This is a genomic window from Sinorhizobium fredii NGR234, assembly GCF_000018545.1.
Taxonomy (GTDB): Bacteria; Pseudomonadota; Alphaproteobacteria; order Rhizobiales; family Rhizobiaceae; genus Sinorhizobium; species Sinorhizobium fredii_A.
The window spans coordinates 158326-170680 of sequence record NC_012587.1 but is presented as its reverse complement, the minus strand read 5'-3'; the positions used below and the strand labels follow the sequence as shown (position 1 = coordinate 170680).

At 63.7% G+C, this 12355-nt stretch carries 11 protein-coding genes and 1 tRNA gene; 4 read left to right on the top strand and 8 right to left on the bottom strand.

The window, feature by feature from the left end; all coding sequences use genetic code 11:
- Window positions 1–30 precede the first annotated feature (30 nt).
- Window positions 31–549 (top strand): GcrA family cell cycle regulator, encoded by a 519-nt coding sequence (locus tag NGR_RS12130; RefSeq protein WP_012706737.1) that lies wholly within the window; start codon window positions 31–33, stop codon window positions 547–549.
- An 87-nt stretch (window positions 550–636) separates the two neighbouring features.
- On the opposite strand, the gene phoB is transcribed toward NGR_RS12130, so the two are convergent.
- The 7 genes from phoB to phoR all read right to left on the bottom strand — a co-directional run bounded on the left by phoB (window position 637) and on the right by phoR (window position 8326).
- Window positions 637–1320, bottom strand: a complete 684-nt coding sequence (gene phoB / locus NGR_RS12125) for a phosphate regulon transcriptional regulator PhoB (protein WP_012706736.1) — start codon at window positions 1318–1320, stop codon at window positions 637–639.
- A 47-nt stretch (window positions 1321–1367) separates the two neighbouring features.
- On the bottom strand, window positions 1368–2081 hold the full coding sequence (phoU, locus tag NGR_RS12120) for a phosphate signaling complex protein PhoU (RefSeq protein WP_037420495.1): 714 nt from the start codon (window positions 2079–2081) through the stop codon (window positions 1368–1370).
- Window positions 2082–2127: 46 nt separating this feature from the next.
- Complete coding sequence (gene pstB, locus NGR_RS12115; protein WP_012706734.1) at window positions 2128–2943, bottom strand: phosphate ABC transporter ATP-binding protein PstB; 816 nt, start codon at window positions 2941–2943, stop codon at window positions 2128–2130.
- A 12-nt stretch (window positions 2944–2955) separates the two neighbouring features.
- Window positions 2956–4278: a phosphate ABC transporter permease PstA gene (gene pstA / locus NGR_RS12110; RefSeq protein WP_012706733.1), complete on the bottom strand. Its 1323-nt coding sequence runs from the start codon at window positions 4276–4278 to the stop codon at window positions 2956–2958.
- Window positions 4275–5759: a phosphate ABC transporter permease subunit PstC gene (pstC, locus tag NGR_RS12105; RefSeq protein ID WP_012706732.1), complete on the bottom strand. Its 1485-nt coding sequence runs from the start codon at window positions 5757–5759 to the stop codon at window positions 4275–4277. Before pstC ends, pstA begins: the two co-directional genes overlap by 4 nt.
- A gap of 94 nt (window positions 5760–5853) precedes the next feature.
- Window positions 5854–6888 carry a substrate-binding domain-containing protein gene (locus tag NGR_RS12100; RefSeq protein WP_012706731.1) on the bottom strand — a complete coding sequence of 345 codons (1035 nt, stop codon included), beginning with the start codon at window positions 6886–6888 and terminating at the stop codon, window positions 5854–5856.
- 193 nt (window positions 6889–7081) lie between these two features.
- Entirely contained in the window at window positions 7082–8326 is a 1245-nt protein-coding gene (gene phoR / locus NGR_RS12095) for a phosphate regulon sensor histidine kinase PhoR (RefSeq protein ID WP_012706730.1), read from the bottom strand.
- 245 nt (window positions 8327–8571) lie between these two features.
- On the opposite strand from phoR, the gene ppk2 reads away from it, so the two are divergent.
- Window positions 8572–9474, top strand: a complete 903-nt coding sequence (gene ppk2, locus NGR_RS12090; protein ID WP_012706729.1) for a polyphosphate kinase 2 — start codon at window positions 8572–8574, stop codon at window positions 9472–9474.
- 258 nt (window positions 9475–9732) lie between these two features.
- Here the strand turns inward: ppk2 and NGR_RS12085 are convergent, their stop codons facing one another.
- Window positions 9733–10905, bottom strand: a complete 1173-nt coding sequence (locus NGR_RS12085; RefSeq protein WP_012706728.1) for a biotin transporter BioY — start codon at window positions 10903–10905, stop codon at window positions 9733–9735.
- Window positions 10906–11188: 283 nt separating this feature from the next.
- Between NGR_RS12085 and NGR_RS12080 the strand changes: the two genes are divergently transcribed.
- Complete coding sequence (locus tag NGR_RS12080; RefSeq protein ID WP_012706727.1) at window positions 11189–12199, top strand: NAD(P)H-dependent flavin oxidoreductase; 1011 nt, start codon at window positions 11189–11191, stop codon at window positions 12197–12199.
- A gap of 74 nt (window positions 12200–12273) precedes the next feature.
- Window positions 12274–12349, top strand: a tRNA-Thr gene (locus NGR_RS12075).
- The last annotated feature ends 6 nt before the right edge of the window (window positions 12350–12355 follow it).

The following is a 12355-nucleotide window of genomic DNA, read 5'->3' as shown; positions in this document are numbered from 1 at the left end:
ATCCCAACGCCGAGAACGGGGAGTGCAGAGATGAACTGGACTGACGAGCGGGTTGAAAAGCTGAAGAAGCTTTGGTCGGAGGGTCTGAGCGCGAGTCAGATCGCGGCGCAGCTGGGAGGCGTCAGTCGCAACGCGGTCATCGGCAAGGTTCATCGCTTGAGCCTGCCCGGCCGCGCCAAGGCTGGCGGAACGACCGCGGCGGCTCGTCCCAAGCGGGCGACTTCGGCGCCGCGTGCCCCGAACTACGCCGCACGCGCCGTGACCCGGACCGTCACCCGCACGGCCGGCGCGACCGTGCTCAAGGAAGAGGTCGCCGTCGATCTGGTGGCGGAACAGGATCTCGTCCTCGATACGAACATCGTCGTGCCGATGTCGCGCCGGCTCGAGCTCACCCAGCTGACCGAGCGAACCTGCAAATGGCCGATCGGCGATCCGCTCAAGGAAGAATTCCACTTCTGCGGCAACGACTCGCCGGAATCCTCGCCCTATTGCAGCTACCACGCCCGGCTCGCCTACCAGCCCTCGGCCGAGCGGCGGCGCATGCGCTGACGACCAAACAGAGCAAAACGCAAAAGGGGTCCTGCGGGACCCCTTTTCTTTCTGGGCATATCCTATAGCGGGCTCGGAGCGACAAGCTCAGCTTTCCAGCGAATAGCCGGCGCCGCGCACCGTCCGGATCACGTCGGGCATATTGGAGAAATTCAGGGCCTTGCGCAGCCGGCCGACATGGACGTCGACGGTACGTTCGTCGACATAGATGTCGTGTCCCCAGACGCCGTCGAGCAGCTGCGAACGGGAGAACACACGGCCCGGCGAGGACATCAGGAATTCGAGGAGCCGGAACTCCGTCGGGCCGAGCCGCACTTCGCGGCTGCGGCGATGCACGCGGTGTGTTTCGCGGTCGAGCTCGATGTCGCCGCAGCGAAGCACTGTCGACAGCACCTCCGGCTTGGCGCGCCGGAGCATGGCCTTCACCCGCGCCATCAGTTCCGGCGTCGAGAACGGCTTGACGACATAATCGTCGGCACCGGTCGCGAGCCCCCGCACCCGTTCGCTTTCCTCGCCGCGCGCCGTCAGCATGATGATCGGCAGCCGCTCGGTCTCCGGCCTCTGCCGCAGCCGGCGGCAAAGCTCGATACCGGAGACTCCGGGCAGCATCCAGTCGAGGATCAGAAGGTCGGGCAGGCGTTCCTGCAGACGGATTTCCGCCTCGTCGCCGCGAAGGATCGTATCGACCTCGAAGCCCTCGGCCTCGAGATTGTAGCGCAGCAGCACGCTCAGGGCTTCCTCGTCCTCGACAACGGCTATCTTCGGCAACATGCAGTTACGACTCCTTGCCTGGATCATGGGTTGGAGGCACGCGAGCCTCAGTCGGTGACGGAACCCAGCGTCGACGTCATGTCGTCCTTCGGCCGTTCGCCCTGCGGCTGGGCGCCCGTCGCCATGTAGTAGATCGTCTCGGCGATGTTGGTCGCGTGGTCGCCGATCCGCTCGATATTCTTGGCGCAGAAGAGAAGATGCGTGCAGGGCGTGATATTGCGCGGATCTTCCATCATGTAGGTCAAGAGCTCGCGGAACAGCGACGTGTAGATCGCGTCGATCTCCTCGTCGCGTTCACGAATGCTGTTGGCCTTCTCCGGCGAACGCGAGGCGTAGACGTCCAGAACTTCCTTGAGCTGGATCAGGGCAAGCTCGGCGAGATGCTCGAGGCCGCGCGCCAGCTTGCGCGGTATGCCGGACCCGGCAACCGCGATGACCCGCTTGGCGGTATTCTTGCCGAGGTCGCCGACGCGCTCCAGATCGGCCGCGATCCGGATCGAGCCCATGATCTCGCGGAGGTCCGCTGCCATCGGCTGACGCTTGGCGATTGTGACGATCGCCTTCTCGCCGATCTGCCGCTCGGCGTCGTCGAGGATAGCGTCGTCGGAAATCACCTTCTGGGCAAGCGCCAGGTCGGAGTTCACCAGAGCGCGGACGGAATCCGCCACCATCTGTTCGGCCTGGCCGCCCATCTCCGAGATCCGGCGGGTCAGATATTTCAGCTCTTCGTCGAAGGCGGTCGTTATATGGGGGTGGGACATCATTGGTTCCTCGAGGGCACGCTCTTCACGGGGGAGGTTCGGCCGATCAGCCGAAGCGGCCCATGATGTAATCCTGCGTGCGCTGGTCGTCCGGATTGGTGAACATCTTGTCGGTATCGTTCTCCTCGACGAGATTGCCGAGGTGGAACATGGCGGTGCGCTGCGAAACGCGGGCGGCCTGCTGCATCGAATGGGTGACGATGACGATGGTGAAATTGGCGCGCAGCTCGTGAATAAGCTCTTCGACCTTGGCGGTGGCAATCGGGTCAAGGGCCGAGCAGGGCTCGTCCATCAGGATCACTTCCGGGCTGACGGCGACGGCACGGGCGATGCAGAGGCGCTGCTGCTGGCCGCCGGAAAGACCCGTCCCCGGCTCCTGCAGACGATCCTTCACCTCGTTCCACAGGCCGGCCTTCTGCAGGCTCGTTTCGACGATCTCGTCGAAATCGGCCTTGGTGCGGGCGAGGCCATGGATGCGCGGCCCGTAGGAGACGTTCTCGTAGATCGACTTCGGGAACGGATTGGGCTTCTGGAACACCATGCCGACACGGGCGCGCAGTTCCACCACGTCGATCGACGGATCGTAGATGTCGTCCTCGTCGAGGGTGATCCGGCCGGTGACGCGGCAATTCTCGATCGTGTCGTTCATGCGGTTGAGCGTACGCAGGAAGGTCGACTTGCCGCAGCCGGACGGACCGATCAGCGCCGTCACCGTGTTCTCGCGGATATTCAGGTTGACGTCGAAAAGCGCGCGCTTCTCGCCGTAATAGACCGACACATCCTTGCCGATCATCTTCAAGGGCACCGTATTCATTTTCTGGTCCAGAGCCTTTTCGACTGCAGCTTCCGACATGATGTTCATAGTCCTACCCCACTACCAGCGACGCTCAAAGCGGCGCCGCAACAGAATTGCCCCGAGGTTCATGATGATGAGGAAGATCAAGAGGATGATGATCGCCCCCGAGGTTCGCTCCACGAAGGCACGCTCCGCCTCGTTCGCCCACATGTAGATCTGCACGGGAAGCGCCGTGGACGGCTCGAGCGGCGAGCCCGGATAGTCGACGACGAAGGCGACCATGCCGATCAGCAGCAGCGGGGCCGTCTCGCCGAGGGCGTGCGCCAGGCCGATGATCGTGCCGGTCAAAATGCCGGGCATGGCAAGCGGCAGCACATGGTGGAAGATCGTCTGCATCTTCGAGGCGCCGAGGCCGAGCGCGGCCGAGCGGATCGATGGCGGCACAGCCTTCAGCGCGGCGCGCGTCGCGATAATGATCGTCGGCAGCGTCATCAGCGTCAGCACGAAACCGCCGACGAGTGCCGCCGAACGCGGCATGCCGGCGAAGTTCACGAAGACCGCCAGGCCGAGCAGACCGTAGACGATCGACGGCACGGCGGCGAGATTGTTGATGTTGACCTCGATCAGGTCGGTCAGGCGGTTCTTCGGCGCAAATTCCTCGAGATAGATCGAGGCGGCGACGCCGATCGGCAGCGACAGGACCAGAACGATCAGCATCATATAGGCGGATCCGACGAGCGCCACGCCAACGCCGGCGGCTTCCGGGCGGCTGGAGGCGCCGAAGCTGAAGATGCCGGTGTTGAAGCTCTTCTTCAGGACGCCGGCCTCGGCCAGCTCGTTCATCCAGGTGACCTGCTGGTCCTTGACCTTGCGCTTCGATTCTTCGACCGAAAGGTCGATCTGCCCCTTGAAAGCCGAGTCGATGTTCGCGTCGGCGAGCAAGGTTACCGGGATCGTCTTGCCGATGACCGAAGGATCGCCAGTGACGATGTCGCGCAGCTGGGTGCGGACGCTGTCGGAGACCATGTCGGTCGCCTGCTTGACCAGCGGCCGCTTCTTCGGGTCGATGCCAAGCTGCTTGACCAGCGCGTCGCGAACGAGGACCGGATAGTTGGCGGTCATCAGCTGCTTCGGATCGGTCGCCCGCTCGTTCTTCGGGTCGATCACCTTCTCCGAAAACTCGATCGGCAACGTGATCGTCGTTTGCTGGAAGGCCGTGTAGCCTTTCGAAGCGACGCTCCAGAGAAGGACCGCAAGGAAGAACAGGCCGATGGCAATGGCGCTGATGCCATAGGCGCGGAACCGGCGCTCGGCGGCGTAGCGGCGCTTGATGCCGATGTCGCGGCGGCTTTCGGCAGGACGGGTCGAGACCCTTACCATGGGAGAAGCTACGTCGGTCATTCGTACTGTTCCCGATACTTGCGCACGATGTAGAGCGCATAGATGTTGAGGCCGAGCGTGATGACGAAGAGGGTGATGCCGAGCGCGAAGGCGACCAGCGTCTGCGGCGAGGTGAACTCCAGGTCACCGGTGAGCTGGTGAACAATCTTGACCGTCACCGTCGTCATCGGCTCGAAGGGATTGATCTGCATGCGGGCGGCGACACCAGCGGCCAGCACGACGATCATCGTTTCGCCGACGGCGCGCGAGGCGGTCAGCAGCAGCGCGCCGACGATGCCGGGCAGCGCGGCCGGAAGAATGACCCTCTTGACCGTTTCCGAACGCGTCGCGCCGAGGCCGAGCGAGCCGTCACGCAGTGCCCGCGGCACCTGCGTGATGATATCGTCCGAGAGTGACGACACGAACGGAATGAGCATGATGCCCATGACGATGCCGGCGGTCAGCACGCTCTGCGCCTGGATGAAGTTCTGGTAGTTGCCGGTGAGCAGGCCGTTCAGCTGCGTAGAGATGTCGCGCAGGAACGGCCCGACGGTGACGAGGGCGAAGAAGCCGTAGACGATCGTCGGGATGCCGGCGAGCACCTCCAGGAGCGGTTTGGCTATCGAGCGCAGCCGCGGACTTGCATACTCGGCCATGTAGATGGCGGCGAACAGGCCGATCGGCACCGCGAAAGCCATGGCGACGAAGGCAATATAGAGCGTACCGCCGAGAAGCGGCAGCAGGCCGAACTGGCCGGAGGAGCCTTCGCTGCCGGCGGCTGCGAAGCGCGGGTCCCAGACCGTGCCGAAGAAGAACTCCGCCGGCGATACCATGCTGAAGAACCGGCCGGCCTCCGACAGCATCGAGCCGATGATGCCGATCGTCGTCAGGATGGCGATCGACGAAGCGACGACGAGCGAACCGAGCATGACGCGCTCGACCTGGTTGCGGGCGCGAAAACGGGTGGTGACATTGCGGATCGCATAGAGGCCGCCGGCGACGGCGACAAGCAGCACGACGGCGCTCATCAGCCAGCGGCTATGGCCACGCATCGCGTTGAACTGCTCAGCCGCCTCGACCATGAAGGGCTCCCCTTCACCGGCAAGCGCCACGCCCTTGGCTGCGAGGGTTTCGCGAAGATTGGCCGAACCGGTCTTGACCGCCTCAATCTCCGTCGCGTCGAGGCGACCAAGGCCCGTGGCGACGGCCTTCACCTGGCTAAGAGCAAGCTGGACCGTCGCCGCACCCTGGTTCTGGACCGTCTCGGGAAGCGCCGAACGAACGGAGGAATCGATATAGAGCGGCGAGGCGAGCAGCCACGCGGCAAGCACCAGAGCGGCCGGCAACACGGCCCAGATGGCGACATAGCTACCATGATAGCCCGGCAGCGAATGCAAGGTGGCAAGCTTGCTGCCGGACAGGGCAAGCGAGCGGGCACGGCCGGCGAAGTAGGCAACAAGACCGATCAGCAAGATGGTCAGGAGAAGGAGCGTAGTACTCATCGGCACGTCTCCACGGCTGGCCGTCTAATGCCGCCGGAAATGATCGAAGTAAGAAAGTCCCGGCGCAGTTGAACGCTGCACCGGGACGTCTTGATCAGAGCAGGTTGCCGGCTTCGAAGGTCTTTCGGATTTCTTCGCGCTCGGCGTCGGGCGCCGCGACCAGGCCGTATTCGGCGAGCGGGCCGTCGGGGCCGATCATCTGGTCGTCGACGAAGAACTCGACATATTCCTTGAGCCCCGGAACGACGCCGAGATGCGCCTTCTTGACGTAGAAGAACAGCGGGCGCGAAACCGGATATTCGCCGGAAGCGATCGTCTCGGTCGAAGGCACGATGCCGCTGACGGTCGCGACCTTCAGCTTGTCGGCGTTGTTTTCGTAGAACGACAGGCCGAAGACGCCGATGCCGCTCTTGTTGGAGGCGATGCGGGCCAGCGTTTCGGTGTAGTCGCCGTCGATGTCGACAGCCAGGCCGTCCTTACGCACGGCAACGCACTTCTTGGCAGCGGCCTTTTCGTCGCTGATGGCAGCCTTGATGACATCGACAGCACCGGCGTCCTTGCAGCCGTGGGCAAGGATCTTCTCTTCGAAGACTTCGCGCGTGCCGTGCTTTTCGCCCGGGATATAGGCGGCGATCTCGGCGTCCGGAAGCGAAGCATCGATTTCCGACCACTTCTTGTAGGGGTTGGCGACGAGCTTGCCGTCGACGACGACTTCCGCGGCGAGAGCCTTGTAGAGCTGCTCCGGCTTCAGCGCGAGGTCGGCATTGCCGGCGTCGGTCGCGAAGACGATGCCGTCATAGCCGATCTTGACTTCCTGGATCTCGGTGACGCCGGCGGCCTTGCAGGCTTCGACTTCGCTGTCCTTGATCTTGCGCGAGGAGTTGGCGATGTCGATGGTGTCTTCGCCGACGCCCTTGCAGAATTCCTTCAGGCCGGCGGAGGAGCCGCCGGATTCGACGACCGGGGTCTTGAAGTCCGGGAACGTCTCGCCGAAGGTCTCGGCGACGATCTTGGCGTAGGGAAGAACGGTCGAGGAGCCGGCGACCTGGATCTGGTCGCGAGCCACAGCGGCACCGGCGAAAGCGGCGGATGCAACCAGCGCCGCTACAGTGAGTTTAAGGACTTTCATTGATGTTCTCCCGGAATGGGCTCGTGTTGGTGCGCCATGGGTCAAGCGCTCTCATCGCCGTCTGATCGGCTGCCCTAGTTAGCCGCCGATGGCTACAGGTTTTATGTCAGTTCGATGAAACATTTATGACAGACTATGCCATTGAAAACACACCGACATTTCGGCAACCTGCGGCCGTCTCGCGGCTTTTGTGTCAGAAGCGGACCGTGAAGACGGTACCCTTGCCGACCTCGGAATGAATGAGCAGGCGGGCGCGGTGACGGGTCAGGATGTGCTTGACGATGGCGAGGCCGAGGCCGGTCCCCTTTTTTGACCGACTCGCCTCCACATTGACCCGGTAGAAACGCTCGGTGATCCGCGGCACATGCTCGGCCGGGATGCCGGGGCCATGGTCGGTGACCGTTACCTCCGCCTGGCCGCCGCTGCCCGTCAGCCGCACGTCGACCTTCTTGCCTTCCTGGCCGTATTTGCAGGCGTTCTCGATGAGATTTTCGAAGACCTCGATCAGTTCGTCGCGGTCGCCCTGGACGAAGACCGGCTCCTCGGGCACCTCGAGCGAGATGGTCACGTCGAGATCGCTGGCCAAGGGCTGAAGGCTGTCGCGCACGTGCCCGAGCAGCGGCACCAGGTCGACTGCGTCTTCCGGGGCGATGTGCGACTTCAGTTCCAGGCGCGACAGGGACAGGAGATCGTCGACGAGGCGGCTCATGCGGGTGACCTGTTCGTGCATGATGCCGAAGAATTTCTCCTGCGCCTTCAAGTCGTTCCTGGCCGGCCCGGCCAGTGTCTCGATGAAGCCGCGCAGCGAAGCGAGCGGGGTGCGCAGTTCGTGGCTGGCATTGGCAACGAAGTCGGATCGCATCCGGTCGATGCGGCGGGTCTGCGAGATGTCGCGATAGGTCAGCAGGAAGACCCTCCCGCCAAGGGTCTCGCCGCCGATATCCGCCGGGGCGACGCGGACGACATAGACCGCATCCGAAGGCAAGCGTTCCGAATGCTCGATCTGGTTGACTTTACCCGTCGCAATGGTCTCGCGCACCATGTCGAGTATTCCGGGAGAGCGGACGCGCGCCGAAAGGTAGCTCTCCGGGGGAATTGTGCCGAAGGCCTTCTCGGCGGCAGTGTTCTGGAAAAGCACGGTCTCGTCCGCGCCAATGACGAGCACCGGCATATCGAGCGCATTCAGCGCGGGAACCAGTGCGTCGGTCCGCGCCTCCACTATTCGCGGCGCCGCCTCCGGCAGCGGCTCTGCCGATGGGGCACTTCGCTTGAGCAGGGCTGCCGCGAGAACGAGCCAGAAGGCGAACACCGCCAGAACATGGATACCGGCGAGGGCGGCGAGGACGGCAAGCACGATGGAGAGGCCAAGGATCCAGCGCTCTGCCTTCAGCTTCGGCTTGAGGCCCTGCCAGAACACTTTCGCGCCCTCGTTCTCCAACTTGCCGCCTCCCGAGCCATACAAACGTGGCGAATACTCGCGACGGTGGAGAGGTCCGGCTGGAAATCGCCTCGTGCATTCCAGCCGGCCGCTCCGCCACGAGGGCAGAGATAGCGGCGCTTCATGACATGATTTTCACGACATGCTTGAATCTGCAATGCAATTATGGCCTCCTCCACTGCATCCAAGATGCCGGCGAGCCTTACGGCTCTTTAGCGACATCGACATCAGCGGGAGGAAGGCACATGGCCCTCGAACAGTCACCAACTGGCGGCGCGCCGGGAAGCCGGGCGGTCGAGCTTGCGATCGGCGGCAAGACCCGGGTGTTCGACATCGACAATCCGGAGCTGCCGAAATGGATCGACGACGACGCCTTTTCTTCCGATGACTATCCCTACGAGAAGAAGCTCAGCGAAGAGGAATACGAGGAAACGCTGACGAAGCTGCAGATCGAGCTCGTCAAGGTGCAGTTCTGGATGCAGGCGACCGGCAAGCGCGTGATGGCCGTCTTCGAGGGGCGCGATGCGGCCGGCAAGGGCGGCGCCATCCATGCGACGATGGCCTATATGAACCCCCGTTCCGCCCGCGTCGTGGCACTTACCAAGCCCACCGAGACCGAGCGCGGCCAGTGGTATTTCCAGCGCTATGTCTCGACCTTTCCGACGGCCGGCGAATTCGTTCTCTTCGACCGTTCCTGGTACAACCGCGCCGGCGTCGAGCCAGTGATGGGCTTCTGCACGCCGGAGCAATACGAGCATTTTCTCAAGGAGACGCCGCGCTTCGAAAAGATGATCGTCAACGAGAACATCCAGCTCTTCAAGTTCTGGCTCAATATCGGCCGGGAGATGCAATTGAAGCGGTTCCACGACCGTCGGCATGATCCGTTGAAGATCTGGAAACTGTCGCCGATGGACATCGCGGCGCTGCCCAAGTGGAACGACTACACCGAGAAGCGCGACCGGATGCTGAAGGAAACGCATACGGACCATGCACCCTGGACAGTCATCCGCGGCAATGACAAACGCCGCGCCCGGATCAACCTGATCCGTCACATGCTGACGAAGCTCGACTACGACGGTAAGGACAAGGCGGCGATCGGCAAGGTAGACGACAAGATCGTCGGCGCCGGACCCGGCTTTCTCAGGTGATCTGCACGCATCGCCTCCGGCAAATCAGCGTGCCAGGGCCTTCCCTGCCTTAGCCCCCTCTGGCCTGCCGGCCATCTCCCCCACAAGGGGGGAGAAAAGACGCGGCACCCCTTTACGCCTCCCACGGAACGTTTCCGCCTGCAGAAGCGAGTCGACCGGCGCGAGACCTGATCGCACGTATTCTCCCCCCTTGTGGGGGAGATGGCCGGCAGGCCAGAGGGGGTTGAACCACCCCCCATTCAATCGCCCAAGGGCGGCTCATTGTCCCGGCAGGACGCGGATGGCGAAGAGATCCAGGCTGTTGCCGGCGCCGCTGACGTCGCTGTTGATCAGCAGTCTCCCGGAACTGCCCGGCGCCCGACCATCTTCGAAGCTCATCTTGAACAGCATGTCGACGCGCTCGTCATGGGCGGTGAAGCGATGCCGGCCGCAGGCGCCGAGCGCCGCGAAATCGCACTCGACGGAGAACTCCGTCGTCTTGCCCGGAAGCGCCTGGACGCTCAGCGCCAGCGTCGAGGACTTGCCCGAGAGCTTGGCAAGCACATCGGCGGGAATGTCGATCGCCACCTCGCCTTCCTTCGCCCCCGCTGCCGACGTCAGGCGGATGCGTTCACCGCCATCGTCATCGAAAGGCTCTGCGCTGGCACGGGTGCCGGGCTTGACGGCCGAAACATCCGCGGATGTGAAAACCTCGATCCAATCGCCGGAGAAACCCTCCTGCGCACCCAGCGTCGGCAACCCGGCTGCGCCGGGGAAGTCCTCGCTCTCCACGACGGCCGGCGGATTGGCGACATTAGTGTCGCGCTCGGCGGGCGACTTCAACAGATCGTTGGTCTCCACCCACCAGACACCGGCCCCCACTGCCGCGGCAAGCGTGGCGACGACCATGAAAAAAGAGAGAAGCCGACCGCGCCGGCGCTTGCGGGGACGCTTGTCGGCAACACCCAGATCCGGCGCGATCGAGCCGGACCTTGCCGCGCCGACGGTTTTTTCGCCATCGGTCACGGGCTGTGCTGCAGCCATAGGGCCGTCGCGCTCAGGGCGCAGGGCGCCAAGCGCCCCGAGACCGCCGTCCGCGGTCGACGCCGCCCGCGCCTCCGCCTGGAAGCCCGGCTCCTGCCGCGCCGCGGCGGCCGCGCCGGCAGGCGCCGAGCCGGCGGCATCGCCCTTGGCCTTCACTTCCGCGAGGCTCACGACCGGGGAGGCGACGCGCGCCTTCAAGGCCGCGCGCTCCTCCGTTTCGATGGCGTGAATGACCGCCTCCAGCCGGTGGCGCTGCTTGGCGATGATGTCCGGGTCCTCGATTTCCTGCTTCTTCAGGCCGTTTTCCAACGCCTGGCGGGCCGACTGATAGATCCGCGCGCGGACTTCCGCATTGCTCCGCTCCGAGCGTTCCAGTGCATTCCTGATCGCCGTCTCGAGTCCGCTCACATCCAATCCTTCTGCACACCGAAGCCTTACGCCGCCAAAAGGCAGACCCTTGGCGGGCCACGCCTCTTCCCGCGGCACGCCCTTGGTTTTATTAACAATTGGGTAACCGGTGCTTGCGGAATCTGCAAGTCCGCCGGCGCTGCCGGCCGGCCTTGCCCCGGGGAAAAGGGGCTTGACCCATCAAATTCCGCGGCGAAAGACCGCTCTTTGCAAGCGCGGCCATTGCTGCTATCTACATTGACGTTTACGCAAACGTCAAAAAACTGGGATGGAGAGAGACCCGATGCCATTGCCGCAAATTCTGTCCGGAACGACGAGACTGCCGGTCGTCGGCGCACCGCTTTTCATCGTCTCGCATCCCCGGCTGACGATTGCACAATGCAAGGCCGGCGTCGTGGGCGCCTTCCCGTCGCTCAACGCCCGTCCGCAGGCGCAGCTTGACGAATGGCTCGCCGAGATCACCGAGGCTCTCGCCGACCACGACCGCAAGCACCCGGATCGGCCGGCAGCACCCTTTGCCGTCAACCAGATCGTCCACAAGTCGAACACCCGGCTCGAACAGGACCTGATGCTCTGCGTCAAATACAAGGTGCCGATCGTCATCTCCTCGCTCGGTGCGGTCCCGGAGGTCAACGCGGCGATCCACTCCTATGGCGGCATCGTACTGCACGACGTCATCAACAACCGCCATGCGAACTCGGCGATCCGCAAGGGTGCAGACGGGCTGATCGCGGTTGCCGCCGGCGCCGGCGGCCATGCCGGAACGCTATCGCCCTTCGCGCTCATCCAGGAAATCCGTGCCTGGTTCGACGGGCCGCTGCTGCTCTCTGGCGCGATCGCCACCGGCGACGCCATCCTCGCCGCGCAAGCGATGGGCGCCGACATGGCCTATATCGGCTCCCCCTTCATCGCCACCCACGAGGCCCGCGCCAGCGACGCCTACAAAGAGATGATCGTCGACAGCAACGCCGCCGACATCGTCTATTCCAACTATTTCACCGGCATTCACGGCAACTACCTGAAGGCCTCGATCCGCGCCGCCGGCATGGATCCGGACGGCCTGCCGGAGGCCGACCCGTCGAAGATGGATTTCGGAGCGGCCGCCGACGGGGCCAAGGCCTGGAAGGACATCTGGGGCTGCGGCCAGGGCATCGGCGCCATCCGCGAAGTCAGCACCGTCGCCCACCTGGTCGACCGGTGGGAGAGCGAATACGACGCCGCCCGCGCCCGCCTCGGGCTCGCTTTACCGTCCGGCCTCAACGCGCCGAAGGAATTTTCAACTTCTCGAAACTGATGGCTTGAAATCTCGGCGCTTTGCGTTTATCAGCGCCTCACATTCGTTCTGCGACCACCGCGGAACGCCTTTATGCCGCTTTAGCTCAGTCGGTAGAGCACATCATTCGTAATGATGGGGTCACGTGTTCGAGTCACGTAAGCGGCACCATTCTTC

Coding starts and splice junctions, on each gene's coding strand:
- pstB (WP_012706734.1), bottom strand. CDS start 2,943: ATGAACATCATGTCGGAAGCTGCAGTCGAAAAGGCTCTGGACCAGAAA.
- NGR_RS12100 (WP_012706731.1), bottom strand. CDS start 6,888: ATGAAAGTCCTTAAACTCACTGTAGCGGCGCTGGTTGCATCCGCCGCT.
- NGR_RS12080 (WP_012706727.1), top strand. CDS start 11,189: ATGCCATTGCCGCAAATTCTGTCCGGAACGACGAGACTGCCGGTCGTC.
- pstC (WP_012706732.1), bottom strand. CDS start 5,759: ATGAGTACTACGCTCCTTCTCCTGACCATCTTGCTGATCGGTCTTGTT.
- phoB (WP_012706736.1), bottom strand. CDS start 1,320: ATGTTGCCGAAGATAGCCGTTGTCGAGGACGAGGAAGCCCTGAGCGTG.
- pstA (WP_012706733.1), bottom strand. CDS start 4,278: ATGACCGACGTAGCTTCTCCCATGGTAAGGGTCTCGACCCGTCCTGCC.
- NGR_RS12130 (WP_012706737.1), top strand. CDS start 31: ATGAACTGGACTGACGAGCGGGTTGAAAAGCTGAAGAAGCTTTGGTCG.
- phoU (WP_037420495.1), bottom strand. CDS start 2,081: ATGTCCCACCCCCATATAACGACCGCCTTCGACGAAGAGCTGAAATAT.
- ppk2 (WP_012706729.1), top strand. CDS start 8,572: ATGGCCCTCGAACAGTCACCAACTGGCGGCGCGCCGGGAAGCCGGGCG.